Origin of the sequence: Caldifermentibacillus hisashii (assembly GCF_039654145.1) — a bacterium.
In the GTDB taxonomy this organism is placed as follows: Bacteria; Bacillota; Bacilli; order Bacillales; family Caldibacillaceae; genus Caldifermentibacillus; species Caldifermentibacillus hisashii.
The window spans coordinates 535,500-557,500 of sequence record NZ_CP155467.1 but is presented as its reverse complement, the minus strand read 5'-3'; the positions used below and the strand labels follow the sequence as shown (position 1 = coordinate 557,500).

20 protein-coding genes are annotated in these 22,001 nt (G+C 37.2%); 6 read left to right on the top strand and 14 right to left on the bottom strand.

Annotated elements, in window-relative coordinates; translation table 11 throughout:
* Window positions 1-448: 448 nt before the first annotated feature.
* Both NSQ14_RS02640 and NSQ14_RS02635 read right to left on the bottom strand, forming a co-directional pair.
* Window positions 449-757, bottom strand: coding sequence for a hypothetical protein (locus tag NSQ14_RS02640; RefSeq protein WP_346216826.1), 309 nt, complete (start codon window positions 755-757; stop codon window positions 449-451).
* A 271-nt stretch (window positions 758-1,028) separates the two neighbouring features.
* On the bottom strand, window positions 1,029-1,490 hold the full coding sequence (locus tag NSQ14_RS02635) for a SprT family protein (protein WP_251246564.1): 462 nt from the start codon (window positions 1,488-1,490) through the stop codon (window positions 1,029-1,031).
* A 259-nt stretch (window positions 1,491-1,749) separates the two neighbouring features.
* Between NSQ14_RS02635 and cmpA the strand changes: the two genes are divergently transcribed.
* Window positions 1,750-1,863, top strand: coding sequence for a cortex morphogenetic protein CmpA (gene cmpA / locus NSQ14_RS02630; protein ID WP_095142672.1), 114 nt, complete (start codon window positions 1,750-1,752; stop codon window positions 1,861-1,863).
* 236 nt (window positions 1,864-2,099) lie between these two features.
* Here cmpA and NSQ14_RS02625 read toward each other — a convergent pair whose 3' ends face one another.
* From NSQ14_RS02625 to NSQ14_RS02610, 4 genes are all read right to left on the bottom strand, one after another.
* Window positions 2,100-4,277 (bottom strand): Tex family protein, encoded by a 2,178-nt coding sequence (locus tag NSQ14_RS02625; protein ID WP_285847832.1) that lies wholly within the window; start codon window positions 4,275-4,277, stop codon window positions 2,100-2,102.
* A 444-nt stretch (window positions 4,278-4,721) separates the two neighbouring features.
* Window positions 4,722-5,072, bottom strand: a complete 351-nt coding sequence (locus NSQ14_RS02620) for a type II toxin-antitoxin system PemK/MazF family toxin (RefSeq protein ID WP_034767829.1) — start codon at window positions 5,070-5,072, stop codon at window positions 4,722-4,724.
* A 4-nt stretch (window positions 5,073-5,076) separates the two neighbouring features.
* The gene (locus NSQ14_RS02615; RefSeq protein WP_034767827.1) at window positions 5,077-5,358 is read right to left on the bottom strand and encodes a CopG family ribbon-helix-helix protein; all 282 of its coding nucleotides are present in this window, start codon (window positions 5,356-5,358) and stop codon (window positions 5,077-5,079) included.
* Between the two features lie 523 nt (window positions 5,359-5,881).
* A complete protein-coding gene (locus tag NSQ14_RS02610; protein ID WP_095142674.1) occupies window positions 5,882-6,907 on the bottom strand; it encodes a LolA family protein in 1,026 nt (341 codons plus the stop codon).
* A 227-nt stretch (window positions 6,908-7,134) separates the two neighbouring features.
* On the opposite strand from NSQ14_RS02610, the gene NSQ14_RS02605 reads away from it, so the two are divergent.
* Window positions 7,135-7,401, top strand: a complete 267-nt coding sequence (locus NSQ14_RS02605) for a hypothetical protein (RefSeq protein WP_346216825.1) — start codon at window positions 7,135-7,137, stop codon at window positions 7,399-7,401.
* A gap of 45 nt (window positions 7,402-7,446) precedes the next feature.
* Window positions 7,447-7,764 carry a hypothetical protein gene (locus tag NSQ14_RS02600; RefSeq protein WP_346216824.1) on the top strand — a complete coding sequence of 106 codons (318 nt, stop codon included), beginning with the start codon at window positions 7,447-7,449 and terminating at the stop codon, window positions 7,762-7,764.
* A 320-nt stretch (window positions 7,765-8,084) separates the two neighbouring features.
* Here NSQ14_RS02600 and acpS read toward each other — a convergent pair whose 3' ends face one another.
* Entirely contained in the window at window positions 8,085-8,441 is a 357-nt protein-coding gene (gene acpS, locus NSQ14_RS02595) for a holo-ACP synthase (RefSeq protein ID WP_041847512.1), read from the bottom strand.
* Window positions 8,442-8,527: 86 nt separating this feature from the next.
* Here acpS and NSQ14_RS02590 point away from each other — a divergent pair, with 86 nt between their 5' ends.
* Complete coding sequence (locus NSQ14_RS02590; RefSeq protein ID WP_346216823.1) at window positions 8,528-9,109, top strand: rhomboid family intramembrane serine protease; 582 nt, start codon at window positions 8,528-8,530, stop codon at window positions 9,107-9,109.
* 264 nt (window positions 9,110-9,373) lie between these two features.
* Here NSQ14_RS02590 and NSQ14_RS02585 read toward each other — a convergent pair whose 3' ends face one another.
* The 7 genes from NSQ14_RS02585 to NSQ14_RS02555 form a co-directional block, all read right to left on the bottom strand.
* Complete coding sequence (locus tag NSQ14_RS02585) at window positions 9,374-10,858, bottom strand: PH domain-containing protein (protein WP_235819514.1); 1,485 nt, start codon at window positions 10,856-10,858, stop codon at window positions 9,374-9,376.
* Complete coding sequence (locus NSQ14_RS02580) at window positions 10,851-11,330, bottom strand: PH domain-containing protein (RefSeq protein ID WP_034767804.1); 480 nt, start codon at window positions 11,328-11,330, stop codon at window positions 10,851-10,853. The genes NSQ14_RS02585 and NSQ14_RS02580 overlap by 8 nt, the downstream gene beginning before the upstream one ends.
* A 389-nt stretch (window positions 11,331-11,719) precedes the next feature.
* Window positions 11,720-13,141: a DEAD/DEAH box helicase gene (locus tag NSQ14_RS02575; RefSeq protein ID WP_095142114.1), complete on the bottom strand. Its 1,422-nt coding sequence runs from the start codon at window positions 13,139-13,141 to the stop codon at window positions 11,720-11,722.
* Window positions 13,142-13,246: 105 nt separating this feature from the next.
* Window positions 13,247-13,969 (bottom strand): alpha/beta hydrolase, encoded by a 723-nt coding sequence (locus NSQ14_RS02570; RefSeq protein ID WP_095142110.1) that lies wholly within the window; start codon window positions 13,967-13,969, stop codon window positions 13,247-13,249.
* A 303-nt stretch (window positions 13,970-14,272) separates the two neighbouring features.
* On the bottom strand, window positions 14,273-15,649 hold the full coding sequence (locus NSQ14_RS02565) for a UDP-N-acetylmuramoyl-tripeptide--D-alanyl-D-alanine ligase (protein WP_346208119.1): 1,377 nt from the start codon (window positions 15,647-15,649) through the stop codon (window positions 14,273-14,275).
* 262 nt (window positions 15,650-15,911) lie between these two features.
* The gene (locus tag NSQ14_RS02560; protein WP_216407905.1) at window positions 15,912-16,988 is read right to left on the bottom strand and encodes a D-alanine--D-alanine ligase; all 1,077 of its coding nucleotides are present in this window, start codon (window positions 16,986-16,988) and stop codon (window positions 15,912-15,914) included.
* A gap of 237 nt (window positions 16,989-17,225) precedes the next feature.
* The gene (locus NSQ14_RS02555) at window positions 17,226-18,014 is read right to left on the bottom strand and encodes a hypothetical protein (protein WP_328186077.1); all 789 of its coding nucleotides are present in this window, start codon (window positions 18,012-18,014) and stop codon (window positions 17,226-17,228) included.
* A gap of 354 nt (window positions 18,015-18,368) precedes the next feature.
* Here NSQ14_RS02555 and mgtE point away from each other — a divergent pair, with 354 nt between their 5' ends.
* Window positions 18,369-19,730 carry a magnesium transporter gene (gene mgtE, locus NSQ14_RS02550; protein WP_251246557.1) on the top strand — a complete coding sequence of 454 codons (1,362 nt, stop codon included), beginning with the start codon at window positions 18,369-18,371 and terminating at the stop codon, window positions 19,728-19,730.
* Window positions 19,731-20,336: 606 nt separating this feature from the next.
* Window positions 20,337-21,701: a hemolysin family protein gene (locus NSQ14_RS02545; RefSeq protein ID WP_346217105.1), complete on the top strand. Its 1,365-nt coding sequence runs from the start codon at window positions 20,337-20,339 to the stop codon at window positions 21,699-21,701.
* Window positions 21,702-22,001 lie beyond the last annotated feature (300 nt).

Below are 22,001 nucleotides of genomic sequence, written 5' to 3'. Positions count from 1 at the left end.
TCCTGAACATGTTCGTAAGAAGGTCCGCTAGTAACAACACATCCATCGGAAAAATTTCATGTAATTTCCGAATATTTATCATACACCTCCCCAAAAACACATTTTCCTTCATTTTACATTCCTTTTTCAAAATAGCCTCCCTCACCCCAGTTAGATTAAAAACCAACCAAAAAAGCACCCTACTTTTTATTGTTTTGATGAATAAGAAGTTTCAAGTTCTATGCTACCATCCTGCAAAACACCATGTCCAAAGAGGCTTATTTGTTTCCAATAATTACCTGATTAATTTCACCATCTCTCCCTCTAAAGCAAAATTAAAAAAGCACCCGTTCAGGCGCCTTAAAATACTTTACGAATATGTTCAAACTTGTTTTTACTATATATCTCAAGATAAATTGCCGCGGTAATATTCCTTTATTTAAAACCTAAACGACGTATGCCCTACCTCTCATACATCCTTACGACTCCTTAGTCGATCCAGTGTGATTAAGTTCTTAATGATTTCACCAAGAACGCCAAACCATTTATTCCTTTTTGATATTTCAAGTTCGTTCGAAAAAGCATTATCTATATTATACCACGTTGACAAAATAAAAGAAAGCCCCCCTCGGCAATCACGGCAATCAATTTCCAAACGATCGACATCTTCAATAACTTGTTCATCGAAAAAGGGTTCCAATTCTCCCTGTTGAATTGGAGCATACCACGTCAGTATCAATGGACATGTCAATAATAATAAATCCCACCTTATTTCCATTTTTCCACCATCCCGACACATGCAACAAAGATTTTTACTATAGTAACGTCAATTCCAATTGGAACAAGCAAATTCGCCAGACTGTAAAAATCACCGTACTAATAATAACGATTATTTCAATTGATATTTTCGGTTGATTTAAAACTTGCAGTATAAGTAAGCCAATAAAAATTGTAAACAAAGCAAAATCAAACCAAAAGTTTCTGAGGCAAGTGCCGAAAGTAGGGTGCTAGAGCAGAATCAACAAAAAATTGTTTTATCCTCTTCGTGTTTACTCGTCTACCTTGACTAACCGGCCGCCGCATTTCCCGCAAACAAAGCGATTTGTATCTACTCTTCTCCTCCGCTTATAAATAAGGCCGCAATTAGAGCATTGATATTGATATATTTGCACTGACCGTTTTCTTTCTAATGTTTCAGGTAATGGTGTACAGTATCGGGGAGCACCGACTTGACTGGCAAGTTGTTTAAAATGTTGGTCTTTATGTCGGTAACCCATTTTATTTTGATGAAGGTGGTAATGACAAAGTTCATGTTTAATGATACCGATTAATTCTTTTTCTCCATACACATCATAATATTTTTTATTAATTTCAATATTACCGGTCTGTAGTATGTATCTTCCACCCGTTGTCCGCAGTCTTTTATTAAAAACTGCTTTATGTTTGAATTGCCTGTTAAAATATTCCAGGGATATTTTTTCAACTAAATTTTGTAGTTGCTGATCATTCATTTTTGATTTCACCTATAACCTATAAAGTTTCGTGTTTTAATAAAAGTAGTTCACTGACAATCTATTTTAACATAGATTAAATTATACACACATTTAAAAAACTGTACCATCAGCTGACCTTAAACAGATTCTATCCTGAATTGCAATAATAAAAAAGGTAATTGGAATAAACGTTCATTTTTCGGTTATGTGGATTTGTACAATTTCCTTTCAAAAATATTATCGTGAGGATTACCTCTTTCAAAAGGAGGGGTGGTTAATGCCGAGTTGGTTCAAAAAACAAATGCAAAGGGCTTTTTTAGAGAAAAATCGGTACCAAATTAAGTTATTAAATCAGTGCTGGTATTTTTATATGAGAAAAAATTGTTCTTAATTTCTTCTTCCATCGTTCCGGGCAATCCATTAGATTTGCGGTAGGCATGCAGATCATTATGAAAGCCCCTTCCGAATGACATTTGCGGAAGGGGCTTTCTAGTTGACAATAAATGACTTTTTCAGTGACTGGCGATACGACCATGATGATGTGACTGTAACGTTTTTTATTTAACAATAAACGACTTCCTTTTCGATTATGCATGATTCCTTATCAAGAACAAAAACCGTTTCCTCTTAACTTTCCTTTAACATCGACAAGGAAATCCGGCCTTTATTCACATCGACATCGTTCACCCAAACAGTTACAATGTCACCGACGGAAACAACATCAAGCGGGTGTTTAACATATTGGTTACTCATTTTCGAAATGTGGACGAGTCCATCTTGCTTAACACCGATATCAACAAATGCACCAAAATCGACAACGTTCCGAACCGTTCCTTGAAGTTCCATACCTGGTTTTAAATCTTCCATCTTTAATACATCTTTTCTAAGTAATGGTTTTGGTAAATCGTCACGCGGATCTCGTTCCGGTCGTTTCAATGCATCGAAAATATCTTTTAAAGTAAGTTCTCCTACCTCGAGTTCAACAGCCATATCATTAATATTGACTTCATTTAAACGTTGAATGAGCTTCTCAGAACCAATTTCTGTTGTTGAAAAGCCTAATTTCTCCAATAAACGTCTAACAACCGGATAATTTTCGGGATGGATACTTGTGCGATCCAATGGTTCATCTCCATCAACAACCCGGAGAAACCCGATACTTTGTTCATATGTTTTTTCACCAAGGCGAGGAATTTTTTTCAGTTCATCCCGATTTTTAAATTTCCCGTTTTCCTCACGATATTTTTTAATATTGTTGGCTACCGTTTTGGAAAGCCCAGAGACGTATTGCAAAAGCGAGGAGGATGCCGTATTTACATTGACGCCAACTTGGTTAACGACCGTTTCAACGACAAAAGTAAGCGACTCTTGCAATTTTTTTTGGGAAACATCATGTTGATATTGACCAACGCCAACTGATTTCGGATCAATTTTCACTAATTCAGCCAAAGGATCTTGTAATCTCCGGCCAATTGAGACGGCACTCCTTTCTTCAACATGAAGATCAGGAAATTCCTCCCGTGCAAGATCTGATGCTGAATAGACGCTGGCACCCGCTTCATTAACGATCAAATAATAGGTATCACTACCACCTAATTTTTTTAAAGTATCGGCGATGAATTCTTCGGTTTCACGTGAAGCTGTTCCATTTCCGATCGCAATCATTTCAACCTTATATTTTTCAATAATCCCCATTACTTTATTTTCCGCCTCGTCTTTTTTTGACACCGGTGGATGCGGGTAGATGACATCAATATGAAGAACTTTCCCTGTTTCGTCGACAACGGCTAATTTACAGCCGGTCCGATACGCCGGGTCGACACCTAAGACAATTTTTCCTTTTAATGGGGGCTGCAGTAATAATTTCCGCAAGTTCTCAGAAAAAATATGGATTGCCTGTTCTTCGGCCTTTTCCGTTAATTCATTCCGAACTTCCCGTTCAATTGAGGGTTGAATCAACCGTTTATAGCCGTCCTCAATCGCAAGCATGACTTCAGAAGCAACCGGTGAACGCTCATTTTTAATAAACGATTGCTTTAAGTAAGTGATGATTTTTTCAATATCAGGTTTTACAGAAACTTTTAAAATTCCTTCTTTCTCGCCGCGATTCAAGGCAAGGATCCGATGTGGAACAATTTTTCCGACAGGTTCTTCATATTCATAGTACATTTCGAATACTTGTTTTTCGTCCTTTTCTCCATCTTTAACGGCTGATTCAATTATTCCGTGTTTCATCGTTTCAAAACGGATCCATTTCCGCACCTCTGCATCATCTGAAACCATTTCAGCAATAATATCTTTTGCTCCGGTAATAGCATCTTCTTCTGTATGTACGTCAAGTTCTTCATTAATATAACGACGGGCTTCCTCTCGCAATTCTCCTGTTTCCGGGAAGGTCATCATCCAACTTGCTAGCGGTTCTAATCCCCGTTCTTTGGCGATACTTGCTTTTGTTCTGCGCTTTTGTTTATATGGCCGGTATAAATCTTCTACCTCTTGCAGTTTTGTTGCGTTCTCAATTTTTCCCGCCAAATCTTCCGTCAATTTTCCTTGTTCGTCGATAATTCGGATAACTTCCGCTTTCCGTTCTTCTAAATTTAACAAGTAGTTCCAACGATCAAGGATATCACGGATAACAACTTCATCTAAAGCACCCGTCCGTTCTTTCCGGTATCTTGCTATAAAAGGGATTGTATTGCCCTCATTCGTTAAATCAATAACATTTTTTACTTGTGTTAGCTTAATGGCTAATTCCTTTGCCACTTGTTTCATTAATTCCGATTGTTTATCAATGGTTTGCTCCAATGTATTCACTCCCATTATTACATTTTCAGCACTACCTTATTATGATTGAAAAAAACGAGTAAATCAATTTTGGCTTTCCACATTGCTTTAGGAAAAATAAAAAAGATAAGCCGTAATGACTTACCTTTTGGCAGAACAAACATTGAAATGAACACCTTTCCCACTATGAACTACCCGCCATTAAAATAACGAGTTTCGGAACCCCTACAAAGTTGTAGGTACTTCACAGGTGTGCCCAACACCACTACTGATTGAGTGTTTAACTCTTTCAGATACTTTCTTTGGAATTTTCCTTCGCCCATCATATCTGACCGAGCTTTCATCTCCTTAATGAATAGAGGAGGATTCCCACTCGGATGTCCTAAAGAATTTACCGCTTTTTTCCAAACATATGTATGAAAAAACGCTCTGATTTTCATTCAAGAGCGTCATTGTTGTTTTCATTCAAAATTCGATCAATCCTAAACTGATTTGCAACGCCTCATCAACTTTTTCCATCATTTCTTCATCCAGATGGGTAATTTTATCGGTAAGTCGCTGTTTATCAATTGTCCGAATTTGTTCTAGAAGTATAACCGAGTCTCGTTCAAAGCCGTATTTTTTCGCATCGATTTCCACATGTGTAGGTAATTTTGCCTTTTGAATCTGAGCGGTGATCGCTGCGATAATCACAGTTGGACTGAACCGATTCCCTATGTCATTCTGCAATATGAGAACAGGACGGACGCCTCCTTGTTCTGAACCAACGACAGGGGAAAGGTCGGCAAAGAAAACGTCGCCTCGTTTAACAATCAAAGGCTTATCCTCCGCTTACTAGTCTCTCAACTGTATGTTCTGCCTCATATTCAGCCTGAAAGCTTTCCGATGCAATAGTCAAATTAATTTTGGCCATTTCCATATATCCCCGTCTCATGGATTCTCGAATGTGTCTTTTTTTCCTTTCACGTAAAAACATTTTTGTCGCTTGATAAATCAGCTCATCGCGATTCACATTTTCTTGTTTAATAAATCCATCCATCTCCAGTAATAGACTTTGCGGCAAGTTCACTAGTATTTCTTGTGTTGCGCTGGATTCAGACACAAAAGACACCTCCAACTACTCACTATGCTTCTTTATACATAGTAACATTTATTTATCATAATGAAAAGTCATTTCTTTCACTTCCTCACTATTATCAGCCAAAATAGTCGGTTTTTATGCAAAATTCGACCGCTGCACATTCAGTTTGGACATTTTTTTCTAAACCCAATATCTTTTATACCTTTCCAGTCACTTTCTATAATCTGTAATGTGTTAAAAAATATATATGGTTTAATTTTGAGCCACAATATGAAATTATTCAGTATATGGTTATCATAGAACAGAAAAATTGGGAAGGGCTCCGCAGACCTTTTGCAATCAGCAGGAGATATCGATTTCCCCACTGATTGAAGTTGTGTAAAGAATAAAGAGGTCACCCTGAAAAATTCACACACGCACTCTCGATGTTTGTGGTGCCCAATTCAGGATAGACCCCTTTACAAAAAAATTATATTGTCATGATTGGAAACTGTTTGACCAACTCATTATCAAAACAATCAAATGAACTTACATCTTTATAAAATTACTTCTCAACAGAAACATTTTGAACAGATTTCGCCAACATTACCATTTCTTCTTTTGTCAAATTATTGGAAGCTATCATATATTCAACATTACCGTCCGTCCAAGTCAGGGAATTGTCCGTCAATGCACCTATCGTGAAGCCTAAATCAACTGGGTCACCCTTAACGACTGTTGGTGACATACTGGATGTTTCAAGAACTTCGACATGTTCTTGCATTAGGGTAAAGGCTTTATCACCCTCATATGTTAAAATTACACGTTTTCCGTTAGATGTAGTGACTTCCTGTTCATCGACGAGTGTAGTTCCGGCAATTTCTTCTGTTGGAATTTTTACAGTTAGCTCAGAATTTGCATCTTTTTCTACAGTACTCACAGGAGCTTCCATTTGGGCACTGGTCATATTTCTGTTCAAATCAAAGGAACCATTATCAAATTTTGCATTGAATTCTGCCTTTGAAAATTCAACAGCAAGCTTCACGTTCCGATCGGAATCCATGACTTTCACAGAAACCGGTGTAAAATCTTTTTTGTTAAACGTAATTTCTTGTAAAGGCAACATTTTATTATATTGGTATCGAGTTTTTGTTTCAAATACATAATGCTTATCTGTTTCAGTCAATTTCGCGTTATCATCTTTCAATAAATCTTGTACAAGCGATTCGTATAAATATGGTTGACTGCTGTTTTTCGGCCATTCGCTCTGAAATTTATAGCTTTTGTTCAGTGCAGGTGTTAGTACGTATACACCTTCTTTATTTCTTAAAATCATTTGACTTTGGTCCCGTTCGGCATTTTTCATATGGACCCGGTATAATTCAGGTTTGTTATGCCACACTTCAATTTGATACTCTTGAGCCTCATTCCCCATTGTTAAAGTCATCTTGGCATCGAGCTTATATCCTTTTAATTCCTCGGTTTTCTTATTCAATTCCTGGATGACTTCTTCCTTCGTTTTCGAACCGCAACCCGCCAAAAGCATAACGAATACCAGCCCGGCAAATAGATAAATCCAGCCTTTTTTCATATTTCCAACCCCTTTATTTCAATCATGTGAGGAGAAGTCTTGTCTCCTTAATTCTTGCAATATGAATATATGAGACAAACTTTCCAAATATGCTAAAGAATGGACATCCATTTTGGGTATTCAGGTATTCGGCTGTTTGAAGTTACTGAAGTGATGATCATTACTTGAGTTTAACATTTCAAAGACGGGTGGGTTTTCGCCGACAAAAAAGGAGATTCAAGCTTATAATGGTGACGAGAATGGGACTCGTCGTTAAAAACAAGCGTTTCTCACTCAAAAATGGTGACGAAAACAAGTCTCGTGGTCAAAAACAAGCTTTCTTCAACCAAAAGTGGCGACGAAAACGAGGCTCGTCACCAAAAACAAGCGTTTCTCAACTAAAAGTGGCGACGAAAACGAGGCTCATCGCCAAAAACAAGCGTTTCTCACTCAAAAATGGTGACGAAAACAAGTCTCGTCGCCAAAAACAAGCGTTTCTCACTCAAAAATGGTGACGAAAACAAGGCTCGTCGCCAAAAACAAGCGTTTCTCACTCAAAAATGGTGACGAGAATGGGGCTCGTCGCCAAAAACAAGCGTTTCTCACTCAAAAATGGTGACGAAAACAAGTCTCGTGGTCAAAAACAAGCTTTCTTCAACCAAAAGTGGCGACGAAAACGAGGCTCGTCGCCAAAAACAAGCGTTTCTCACCGAAAAATGGTGACGAAAACAGATCTCATCGCCAAAATGGTCATATCTCACCGAAAAATGGTGACGAGAACTGGGCTCGTCGTCAAAAAGAGGCTTTTCTCAACCAAAAGTGGCGACGAGAACGGGTCTCATCGCCAAAATAGAAGCTTTCTCGCCTCAAAATGGTGACGAGAACAGATCTCGTCGCCAAAAACATGCTTTTCCCACCGAAAAACGGTGACGAGATTGAGGCCCGTGCCAAAAAGGATGTTTTTTGCCTTAAAATGGATATCAAAGGGAACCCGACACGTTTCATATTGAATATAATTCATCGGGAATTGTCCCTCTCAAAGTGTACCCGGCACTTTCACTTTTAAATCTAACTCAACCGGAATTGTGTCAGGTGTCAGCTTGGACCTCTTAATAGGCTTTTACTTGATTCCGAAAATTCTACTCGAATTCACTTTGTTGCCGGAAGCTTGTAACTATTAACGAATAATCAATAAAATTTAATCTTCTTCCTCAATGATCACTTGAGCTATTGCATAGTTGTCGCTATGACTAATTGACAAATGGACACGCAAATCAATCGGATTAACGAGGTAAGGTTTGCCCCTGGCATCTGTCTCAATCTCAATGTCACGAAAAGATAAATCCCTTCCAATTCCCGTACCGTATGCTTTTGAAAAGGCTTCTTTTGCGGCAAAACGCCCTGCTAAAAATTCGATTTTTCGTTTTGGAGATAATCGTTCAAAGATTTGTAGTTCTTTATTTGTCAATACCCGCTCTTTAATTCGCTCATTATGTTCATAAACTTTTTTTATTCGGGTAATTTCTACAATATCAATTCCTATCCCTTTTATCACTTGACCACCTTCTATTTTTCACATTCTTTCATATACATAATGTACAAGTATGGGTAAAAAAGCAAATGGTATGGTGAGGTGCAAACATGTATCAAAGTAGGGGATTGAAAAATTTTATTCGAACACATCCGGTCATCTTTATATTAGTTGGTATAAATATTTTATTTTTCCTGTTCATTACTTTGCCGATTTTTCCGAACCGCTGGATAGCAGAGAAAATGATTGGTGTTAATATCCTAATTGCAAATGGTGAATGGTGGAGGCTGGTTACACCGATTTTTATCCACAGTAACTTTAACCATTTGTTGTTAAATTGCATTTCCTTAGTTATTATCGGTTCGCTTCTTGAAGAACGGAAAAAAAAATCAACTTTTCTGTTGGTGTACTTGAGTTCAGGAATTTTTGCCAATGTATTTACATATATTTTCGCACCCCTTACTTTTATTCATGTCGGGGCAAGCGGGGCAGTTTTCGGATTATTAGGTGTTTTTGCTATGTTAATCTATTTGAATAAATTACCTTATCAATTGAAAAACAGTTTACTGGTGATAATTATTCTGGCACTCTTATTTACATTTATGGAAAAAAATACAAATATATATGCACATATCGGCGGGTTTTTGTGGGGATGTCTTTGTGGTTTTCTTATTATAAGAAAAACGATTTAATTTCTTAAACATCCGTATAGAAAATAGCTCGTGAACAAAATTGTACATCTTCTGTGCGGATTCCATTACCTTTGCAGCGTGGTTCATCATGCAAGTTTGGGGAATATCTTCATGTTAGAAAGTAGTATAGGTAGCTGAGGTAGATATTCGAGGGTACTTTTTATGCACTATAATATGTAAAAAGGGCTCAATTTACTTAATGAGCCCTTTTCTTCAAAGTAAAAGAAAATAAAAGTTTTGTTGCCAAGTCGCCCTGCACTTATCTTATTCCACTTCATATTTTTCTGTACGGGAATACCATTGATAGATTGCTTTGGCAACAGACTCGTCTAAATCAGCCACACGACCGCTACCTGACATGACGTGTGAATAGATGGTTCCTAGACTCTTTCGCCGTTGAAACCAGTTTTTGGAAATCTCTAATGATTGGATTCGGTTTTTAAACGTATAAAACGTCCTTGTTTGAATCCATCTGCTGCGAAGTGTCAACTGATGCCCGCTCATATTCCATCCGGCTCCCCGATAACTTTGATAGCCGAAGAGCATGGATAACGGAATGAGCACCAATAACAACCATCCAAACGGACGTAAAAAATATCCTCCGATAATAACAGGGATAGAAATAACATAAGCCGGTCGCAACATATATCGAATTTTCGCACGGTCCGGTAAGGTTCCTAATTCAACGTCTACTTGATAATCCGGCAAACAGCTTTTTACAATGGCAGTAATTTCCTGTTTTTTTATTAACGGACAAATGATCACTTTCCCCGGTTCCTCCATATCCGTCCCGCCCTCATTGATTACTTGGAAAGTTACATATCCAAAAAGACGTCGCAAAGGATTTTCAATAATTTCGATACCTTGAATCCGGTGAAAGGGAACGATTATTTTTCGCTTTTCCAACAATCCGTGGGAAATGATTAAATTTTTCTCGGTTTTTTCTACCTTGTAATCGTAATACTTCAACATGGTTTGTACAATGGCAATCAAATAGGCAAACACGATAATGAATAATGACAGAATAATAAAGAGTAAAATACTGCTTGCAATAAATAGTTGTGCCTCTGTGTAAATTTTTTCATAAGGTATCAATTCATCAAATTGTGAGAAAAATGCAATGACCGCAGTAATTACACCAATAGCACCACCGCTTGTTATTGCCAATAAAAAAATATTTTTCATACTCGCTTGATAAATAATGTCTACAGGTTCCTCATCAGAAATAGAAGTATCTACAGCTATTGTCGCCATCTGTTCACCGGAAGCTTCCGTTGGTATACTTTGTTTTTTCTTTGATTTTTTTATGTATGACTGGATATTTTCCGCTTCCTCTTTTTTGATGGCAATTAATTGGGCTTCCGATTCATCCAGGGCGCCTCCTGCTGTTTCAACCGTAATTTTTGCCAAACCAAAGATCTGCTGCAATAAACCTTCTGTCACCGAAATACTTTGAATCCGCTCAAAAGGAATATATCGCTTTTTCCTAACAAACAAACCGTGTTCTATTCTTAACTCTTCATCTTCAATCCAGTAAGTGAAACGGAACCAATTAATAATTCCACTAATGATTGTAAAAAAAATGATCACCGACGGAATCCCGAAACGAAATAATAAATCGAGTGTTGAAGCGTCCTCACCGCTTCCACCCAAAATAAACATGAAAATGATGGGGAGAACTGCATCTTTTATATTTTTGAGTATAAATAATATAACCGAAATCGGGTGCATTCGTTTCTTCTCAAACATCTTCATCCGCCACCCTTGCTAAGTTGGAAATGACATGCCTTAATTCTTCCGCTTCCACATCTTCTAAGGCAGGAATTTCATGAACAGTTGCTGCGGTCGATATTTTGACGGAAGCTAAATGGTACTTTTTTAATAATGGACCTTGAGTCGTATCGACATGTTGAACACGAATCATCGGAACTAATGTTTTCGTAACAATCCATAAACCGTGCTGAATTTCAATTTCTTGTTCTCTTACTTCATAACGCCAGATTTTCCAGCGTAGTTTTGGATTGAAAAAGATGATGAAATATGTTTCAACAATCCATAATAAAACTAATGGTATAATAATCCACTTCGGCCAATGGAAAATAAAAATAACAACACTAATAGTCACATAAATTAATAACGATAAACCAGAGGTAATGATTCCGCGGATTTTCCAAACAGTTAATGCCCGTTCAGAAATATGTTTTGCCGGTTCCCCTAACATGTTTTATCCTCCTTAAAAGTTTTCCTACCTTTATACGTTAATATCGGTAAAAAGTTACTACTATTTTACTATAATTGTATATGTTGAAAAATTCAGTCACAAATCCTTGAACATATGTTAATCCGCAACGTTTTTGCCGTACTCTCCGAAGCCGATTCATCTCATGGCAGAAGTCACAAGTGTTCTCATTTCATCCATTAAATGATTAACACGCAAAAATTTTATAAAAATTTCGCCCAAGTTCAATTTGTATCGTACATAATACCTAATGAGAAAATTTTTCGTAAAAACCTTTTTGTGTGCTAATCATAAAATGAAAATAGCGTCCAGAGCCGTATCTGACGCTATTTAAAGAATATAATATTCACGGTTTCGGGAATTACCGGATACTAGCTTTTTTTATAGCTGCGATTATGTGACCGTTGTCTTCTCGGCATTTCTCTTGAACCTCTGCCTACTTTTTTAGAAAAATTATTTTTGTCTCGTTTTACCGGTAACGGAGCTTCATAGGAAATTTTCACCGGCGTTGTAGCAGGTTCTTTTGTTAATAATTTGAGAGCGGCCGATACAATCGTAAGTGCGTCATGCTGCGTCAATAATTCTTCAGCTGCTTTCCGGTAAAGGGAAAGGTCATTCTCATCGATCGTATTATGAATCTTATCAATGGTTAAACGTTGTTGACCTTCAATCGCTTCTGCAATGGACGGGACCTGCATCCGTTTCATCCGTCTTTTCGTGGTTTCTTCCACTGTCCGTAAATATCCCATTTCACGCGGTGCTACAAAAGTGATTGCCATCCCAGTCTTTCCGGCACGACCAGTCCGTCCGATTCGGTGAACATAGCTTTCTGGATCTTGAGGTATATCAAAATTATATACATGAGTAACACCTGAAATATCCAACCCGCGTGCAGCAACATCGGTGGCAACCAAAACATCAATCGATCCTTCTTTAAATTTACGAAGAACGGAAAGACGTTTTGCTTGCGATAAGTCGCCATGAATGCCTTCTGCCGTATAACCTCTGATGGAAAGGGCTTCTGACACTTCATCGACACGTCGTTTTGTCCTGCCAAAAACGATCGCCAAATCCGGTGATTGGTAATCAAGCAACCGAGTTAACGCGTCAAATTTGTCTTTTTCCTCCACTTTAACAAAAAATTGATCAATTTGTGGAACCGTCATTTCTTTTGCTTTAATCCGAACTGTTTCCGGATCTTTCATAAACTTAATAGCAATCTGACGAATTCGCTCAGGCATAGTTGCCGAAAATAATAATGTTTGCCTTTCTTCAGGAACACTTTCTAAAATTTTCTCAATATCTTCAATAAATCCCATATTCAACATTTCATCAGCTTCATCGAGGACAACCGTATGAATATCTTGAAGCTTAATGGTTTTCCGGTGAATATGATCCAGCAGTCTTCCGGGTGTACCGACAATAATAGCCGGTTTCTTCTTTAAGGCACGAATTTGTCTTGAAATATCTTGACCACCGAAAACTGACAATACTTGGACATGCTTTTCATAACCAAGTTTAAACAATTCTTCTGAAACTTGAATAGCCAATTCTCGGGTTGGGGCAATGACTAAACTTTGGATATTTTTATTTCTGGTATTGATTTTTTCAATCAAAGGGATTCCAAAGGCGGCCGTTTTCCCCGTACCTGTTTGCGCTTGTCCAATGATATCTTTTCCTTGCATGCTTAACGGAATTGTTTGTTCCTGAATCGGCGTCGTTTCCTCAAAACCAATTCGCTTCAGTGACTTTAATGTAGTAGAACTTAAATTTAAATTTTCAAATTTTCCCAATGCTTTCATACTCCTTTAATTTACAGAAAAAATACTCTCACACCTTTTTGAGAGTAATGTACTTTACACTATAATTTTCTCCATTTAGGTTCATTTATATTACCATTAATTAGCTGTCATTGCAATTTTTTTACAAGATTCCTCTTCATTCAAGAAGGTGAAAATTTCCTGAAACACTCGCTGCTGTTCTTGGCAATAGCAAATATGGTGATTAGCCTCTTCAAGTAAGAGCAGCTTTTTTTCCGGTGTATTTATTGACTCATACAGAAAATATGCACTTTTCAAAGGTACAATTGGATCCATTTTTCCTTGGACAATCAATGTCGGTACATTTACTTTTGAAAAAATTGGCCGGATGGTGTTGACAAGTTTACGAAATTCCAAATACGCTTTTAAAGGTGTGGAAGTAAACTTTCTTTTATATTTTTGAAAAATTGTACTGTGACGGAATGAATTTGTCAGGCACTCTGAAATCATATTTTGTATTTCTAATAAAAAATTTCTTGGATTCATATAATAAGCCGCTGCACTTAATAAAACCATTTTTTTCACAGGATATTGAGTAGCTAACCAACTCCCTATGAGACCGCCCATGGAGAAACCACATATATATATTGTATCACATTGTTCCATCAATTTAACGAGTTCTTCTTCAGCATGACGAATCCAGTCACTATAGCGGACCCCTTTAAGTTTCAGTTCATCTCCATGACCGGGTAAAACCGGGGTACGTATCAACCAATTCGTTTGATTATTTAAAAATGAGACGAGTGGTTCAATTTCTCTTGGTGAACCGGTAAAACCGTGAATACATAACAATCCATTCATGGCACACCACCCTTTAAGGAAAACTCCTCCCAGTAAGATGCCATTTTTTTACAAGCAAGTTCAAAGAATGAGGGAGGTTGTACTTTAAATTTCCCTAAAGTGCGGGTTTCATGCATTTTTCAAGGGACGACCTTCGTAACGGTTTGACCACTGTTTTGGGATTACCAAAAAATAAATATTATTGCCGAGATCTGGAAAAAGCTCATACAGAATTTTTCAATTAACAATGGCCAAAAAGCTGGGGCCGGAGTTATCCTGTCAGAATTAGGGATTTCAATTACAACCGAGACCAACTATTGTGCTTTACAACTTAATCCCTTCGACAACCTCTTCCAGTCTCATCCCTCTTGAAGCTTTTACCAAAACGATTGTTTGATTATCTAACTTAGGTTTTAAATGTTCGATTAATGCTGTTTTATCGGTGAAGGAAAAACACCTGTTTGTGTCAAATTTTTCCTTTGCGCCGACTGCAATATGTTTTCCTAATTCCCCATATGTGTAAACGTAATTGATCTTTTCCGGGTGAATATGGCGACCTACTTCTTTATGAAATTCTTGTTCTCGCGGCCCCAGTTCTAACATATCACCAAGAACGACGATTTTTTTATCAAACCCCGGGAGGTCCGCTACTAAGTCAATAACGGCTTTCATCGATGTCGGACTGGCGTTATAAGCGTCATTTAAAATTTGGCAACCGTTTATGCCAGGTATCATCTCTAATCTCATCTGGGTGAGCTTGATTTTTGAAAAACCTTCATTGATGGAAGAAAATGGTACTCCCCATTCGCGGGCGACAATCATTGCTGCCATGGAATTTAAAACATTATACTCCCCTAAAATCGGGAGGTTAAACGTGATGTCAGATTGATTAATTGTAAAGACAGAACCGCTTGCACTCATTTCAATTTTAGTCGGATAGTAATCATTTTTTGCCGATTTGCCGAATGTCCGGATTTTCCATGGTTTATCCATATGCATGAGTTGGGAGACAATGAGCGGTTCATCACCTGGGTAGACGAATAAACCGCCAGATTTCAGGCCGTTTACAATTTCTAATTTTGCTTTTGCGATTCCTTCTCGTGAGCCCAGTTCCTGTAAGTGAGCATCCCCAATATTTGTAATGATGGCAGCATCCGGTTTTGCCATTTTGGTCAAAAAGTCAATTTCACCAAAATTACTCATGCCCATCTCTAATACGGCAACTTCTGTATCTTTTTGTAATCCAAGGATGGTAAGTGGAAGACCAATATGATTATTAAAGTTTCCGGACGTTTTTTGAACTTTATGTTTTACCGATAATACCTCCGCAAGAATATCCTTCGTAGTTGTTTTCCCATTACTCCCGGTTACCGCGACAACTTTTAAAGATAATTCATCCCGGTAAACTCTTGCAAGTTGTTGCAAAGCTTCTAACGTGTCGTCAACGATGAGAATAGGGAGATTGGTCGGAGGATTCGGGACGTCTTTCTGCCATAAAGATGCACCGGCGCCTTGCCTCATTGCTTGTTCAACAAATTCATGCCCATCATGTTTTTCCCCTTTTAGCGGGATAAACAAATTTCCTTGTTGGATTGATTTTGAGTTGATTGAAACACCTTGTACTGTTTGATCTTGAAAGGAAGAAATATCATTGTGGACTTGAATCATGTTTGCTAACTGTTGGACTGTTTTTTCAATCATCCTAGCACCTCCAATGGTGAATTTCGTTTGCAATTAATTTTGGGGCTGCATGTGTTGTTTCTAGAATTGTTTGGCTGACAATTTGCCTCGATTTCCTGCCCATTTTGCTCCTAAAATAAAATAATAGTTAAATTTTGCCCTTGTTATAAACGACAGTATCTCAGTAAGCCTACCCCGAAAAAAATGTACATTTGGACAAATCACTAAAAGACTTTATTCCAAGGAAAACAACACACCTTGAAATAAAGTCATTAAAACTTGCTTAGTCTAATGTGTACCGGATTTTTTGTTTCTCTTCATAACGTTCGAAACCAAGTTCGATTAGTCGGTCAATCAATTCCGGATAGTCCAATCCTGAATGTTTCCAAAGTAACGGGAACATGCTGACCGGAGTGAATCCCGGCATCGTGTTAATTTCATTAATTAAAACTTTTCCTTCTTTTGTGACAAAAAAGTCTGCACGGACAAGGCCTGAACAATCTAATGCTTTGAAAGCTGTTATGGCCATTTCTTTTATCGTTTCATAGATTTCCTCGGACACATCTGCCGGGATAACCAAAGCCGTATCACCATCTTCATATTTCGCTCGATAATCATAAAATTCAGTTTTTGGAACAATTTCACCAGCCACAGAGCAAATCGGTTGATCATTTCCTAATACACCGATTTCAATCTCGCGGGCTTCCACACCTTGCTCAATGATAATTTTCCGATCAAATTGAAAGGCTTCCTGGAAAGCCCTCACTAATTCTTCCCGGTTTTTACACTTGCTGATTCCAACACTTGATCCTAAATTGGCCGGCTTAACAAAACAAGGATAGTCAAGAGCTTTTTCAACCTTTTCATATGAAGCCACGGCATCATTTTCCCATTCGTGACGAAGAACGGATACATAATCAACTTGATTCAATCCGGCATCACGAAACAAGTTTTTCATAATGACTTTATCCATTCCGGCTGCTGAAGCCAAAACACCATTCCCAACATAAGGAAGATTTAAAACTTCCAGCATGCCTTGAACTGTTCCGTCTTCTCCGTTAGGTCCGTGTAATAATGGAAAAATAATTCCCGGTTCATCCATTTTTTCTATCGAGTCTCCTATAAAAAGAGCCGGACTGGTAGTTGTCGATTTTTGTCTATCCAATCTCAATTCGCCAATTTGTTTGACCGGATTTTCTAAAGCTTCACGTTTCACCCATTGGCCAGCCTCTGTTATATAAATCGGGGTTACCTCATACTTTTCAAAATTTAATGCTTGGGTAACAGCAAAAGCCGTCCGTATGGATACTTCGTGCTCGGCTGATTTACCGCCGTACAATAAGAAAATTTTCTTTTTCATGAATATGCCTCCAAACAAAATAATAACAACATGTAACTAATTTCCCATATATTTTACCACTAATAAACGAACAATAAAGGTATTTTTTCAGCAGTTCATTCTTTTTGTATCATATGATTTAGAAGAATGAATAACACCCAAAAAAGTCTGTTTTTCGAAAAAACACACGCTCAAATTAGAAAATAATGTGTCAAGCTAATGTGAAAAAACCTTTTGGGTGCTCATTTATCGAACCTTTCAATTTCCATTTTTATTTAAGTTTACTTGCCATTCCTTTTGTTTTCGGTCAAATACAATACTTCCATGTGGCGCAACAGCGGTTGACACAGCTAGATATTTTTCCATCATTTCATCCATATCATAATAATCACCGACAACCCAAAACGGGATTTCAATTTGACCGCGTTCTTGGCTAAAATGTTGAAACGAAAAGACTAGACCTTCCGTCAATACAGAATTCAGTTGGTGTAACACATTTCGTTCGATTGGTGGATATACCTTTTTTTTACGAAAACCAATGATTGATTTATCATATTTCGCTTCACTTAACCTGCTGGCCAGAATCCCGCCGAGGCAATCATAAAAGTCGGTCCAATAGCGATAATACGTTTTATTTAGCCAGCCATCATCTTCCGTCAAATAGGCAAAGCGATTGTTTAATTTTTGGAAAAATGGGAGTGACAGGTGTTTTTTCATATGGCCTAAATATAGTAATTCCGCCAATTCTTCCCCTTCAATAGTATCTAGGCTAAATACATCATCAAAATCCACCCAGCAAAATTCACCAAATTTATGAACTCCTTTTCGGATTAGTTGTTCCACTTGATCCTTTAATATATAATCCAGTTGGGTATCTAAATGGAATTCCGTGTCATCATATTTGTGTTTTAACAACAATAAGTTTGCTAATGGCTTTTTCAATGATTGAATAAATCCGGGAAAAGTAATCCCGTTTGAAATGACATAATGATCTCGTGTATTTACTAATATATAAATTAAATCTTTGAAATCATCATTTCTGGCCACCTTGTTCATCTCCCTAAAAGTCGGTCATTATATAAAATGGATATTCCACTCATTATATAATGAATGATATTAATAATGCTTTTCAAATTTATTACGATTATATATCCAGATTGGTTTCAATTTTACGTTTTCTACATAAATAAGTTTCTTACATACAAATTTTATCATATTTTTTCCATTTTCCTTTTTCCCCTGTGAAAAAATTTTTGTATATACTAATAAGGTGTTTTGATTATTTCACATATCTTGTTTTGCCTTCATATATATGTGAAAATAGTTTTAGAAAATATATTGGAAAAATGGACGCTCATGATTCCGCCTTACCATTGACTAAAATAAAGGAGGGGAGCTTTCATGAACCATTTAATGACAAATGAGCAACTATTAGTAACCGTTGTAAAATTATTGCGAGAAAGCAAACGGAATGAACTCATGCTCATCATTGATGAATTGCAACCTTATGATATTGCAAATTTATATAAAGAGTTACCGCATAAATTGAAAACTCGGTTTTTATTCCACTTGGACAACCATCTACTGGCAGACGTAATCCAAGAAGTGGAAGATTCCGATTTGCAATTGGAAATTCTTAATAAATTAACAATCGATAAAAAGGGCGAGGTTTTAAACTTAATGGATAACGATGACCTTGCCTCTTTGCTTCATGACTTACCGATCGAGAAAAGCGAATCGCTCTTGGCAGAAATGAAACTTGAAGAGTCGGCAATCGTTCAAAACATTATGAAATACCCGGAGGAAACAGCCGGCCGACTTATGACGAACCGATTTGTTTGGATCCGTAATACTTTTACAGTCAGGGAGGCTGTTGATAAATTAAAGAACTTTGCCGAGTATGCCGAAACCATTAACTACTTATATGTTATCGATGAAAACCGGAGACTGGTCGGAGTAGTTTCATACCGCGATCTCCTTCTTGCCGATTTGAATGATAAAATTGAAAACATTATGTTTGAACGGGTTATTTCGGTATCTGACTATACCGACCAGGAAGAAGCAGCCCGAATTTTGGAAAGATATGACTTTCTCGCTCTTCCCGTTGTTAACGAAGATAATGTACTGCTTGGGATCATCACGTTTGATGATATGTTAGACGTCATTATCCGTGAAGCAAATGAAGATATAGAAAAATTATCCGCTTCAGGGAAAGCCATCGATTTCGATACAAAAGCAACCATCGCTGCCTGGCGGAGATTGCCTTGGCTCGTTTTATTACTCATTATCGGATTGTTTTCCGGTAGTATTATCAGTTATTTTCAAGAAACATTGGATCTTGTTGTTGCATTGGCATTCTTTATGCCGATGATTTCAGGGATGACCGGGAATACCGGCACACAATCTTTGGCCGTCGTTGTTCGTGGTTTAGCCGGACAAGATTTAAATAAAAAGGCGATTTTTCATCTGATTTTACGGGAATTTATCGTTGGCTTCATTATCGGCGTCATTTGTGGGATTCTTATTTCTTTTATTGCTTATTTTTGGCAAGGAAACATTTATATTGGGCTTGTCGTCGGTGTATCCCTGTTTTTAACCTTGATTATTGGCACATTGGCCGGAACAGTAATTCCCCTTATTCTCTATCGGCTGAAAATTGACCCTGCGATTGCTTCCGGTCCACTTATTACAACATTAAATGACATTTTTTCACTGACAACGTATTTTTCCATTGCTTCCATTTTTTTAGACAAATTAATATGACTATGTGTTTTTAGAAGGATAAAGAATACACCCCATCTCCCACCTATCTTCCCCTTTGATTTGGAGCTTTAGGTGGGAGTAAATTTTTATGTAAATAGTTATCTAAATATTACAAATTTATAAATAAAACCTCACAATAAATATTGACTCCAGAAATATATATATCTATAATAGATATAATAAAGAAAATTTTTTGCTTTTTTAACTGTTTATAAGTTTCAAATAAGGCTTAAGTGAATACAAGTCATTTTTCTGTTAAGGGAATGGAAAACTCAGCCAACATTGCATACTTATTTTTTTATAGAAGTCTCCAAAGCTCCATTAACAAAAAGCCCAATGTGTTGTAAACTATTAATTAAAGGAGGAATGTACCTTCGTAAAGAAATATGAATGACCTTACACTGCCTGTCTAATAAAAATAGTTAAGAAAACTCAGGCGTAAGAACCTGACGTTGCGTAAAGTGTAGTTCACCGGAAAAATATTATACTCATTTTTCGGCGAGAAATGTAACTTTCGAGGCTTTCCATATGCACTTTGCGTTGGAAAAATTATGAATTCTTTTAGGAGGTGAACTCCCGACCCTGTTTTAAGGGGCGGGGATTTTGTTGGACGACATAGTTGGTCTGATTTATATCGCCGTTCTAATTGCGTTAACGGCATTTTTCGTAGTTTCTGAGTTTGCCATTGTTAAGGTGCGAACGTCGAAAATTGAAGAACATATCGAAAAAGGAAGAAAAAGTGCAATTGCTGCAAAAAAAATCATTACCAACCTGGATGAATATTTATCTGCCTGTCAACTTGGGATTACCGTTACCGCACTTGGAATCGGTTGGTTAGGAGAATCTACTTTTGAGTCGATTTTTACCAAACTTTTTACGAACTTCAGTATTCCTGAGTCGATTTCCCATTTGTTGACAATTACCATCGCATTTTTAATAATGACGTTCTTACATGTTGTTGTTGGCGAGTTGGCACCAAAAACGGTTGCTATTCAAAAAGCTGAAGAAATTACATTACTGGTTTCCAGACCGCTGATTTTATTTTACAAAATTATGTATCCGCTCATCTGGGTACTGAACGGTTCCGCACGCTTAATTACGAAAGCTTTCGGTTTAAAACCTATGGCGGAAAATGGTAGTGCTCATACGGAAGAAGAACTTCGGATCATCTTAAGTGAAAGCTATCGAAACGGTGAAATAAACCTGTCAGAATACAAGTATGTAAATAAGATATTTGAATTTGATAATCGGATTGCAAAAGAAATCATGGTTCCGCGAACAGAAATTGTAAGTATTGACATAAATGATTCCATTGAGTCTCTATTAGACCTTGCTCGTGTAGAAAAATTTACCCGTTATCCGGTGATTGACGGAGATAAAGATCATATTGTCGGATTTATTAATATGAAAGAACTGCTAACAACTTATATTTCCGGCAAAGATCTTTCAAAGTATACCGTCAGATCCTTTATTCGACCTATCATCAGGGTGATTGATACAATCCCTGTTCATAATCTTCTTGTCAAAATGCAAAAAGAACAAATTCATATGGCTATTCTTTTTGATGAGTATGGTGGAACAAGCGGTCTTGTCACGGTGGAAGATATTGTGGAAGAGATCGTAGGTGAAATCCGGGATGAGTTCGATTTAGATGAAATCCCATTAATTCGACAATTGTCTGAAAACCACTATATCTTTGACGGTAAAGTATTAGTCAGTGAAATAAATGCATTATTATCACTTGACATTAATGATAAAGATGTTGATACGATTGGTGGATGGTTTTTAACGGAAAATTTTGAGGCAAAACAAGGTGACATCCTCATCTATAAAGATTACCAATTTAAAGTAATTGAGATAGAAGATCACCATATTAAATATATCGAAGCAAGAAAAGTTGTCACAGAGAGTAACTATGAAAATCCAGTTCATCCGACGAACATGGCGACTGCGAATACAGAAGTGGTTTAATCATGTCCATGGAAAAGGACAACTTTTATCAAAACCGTTCACATGAAATATTTCATGATTGTAAGTGTAAAACGGAAAATTTCAGTCGTACCTTTATGAGAGAACTAGGGAGGAAAGCCATGCGTGATTTCATGCTTTCCGTTCAGGCCACTTTCTCCCGGTTCAACATCCATATTTGGTATTTTACATGGAACTGCACCTATTATGGTAGTTCCTTTTATTTTGGAGTTTTTCACCTGATTGATTCAGGAGGTTTCGGGGAATGTATGTCACTATTTCATATCTATAAAACTTGAAGAA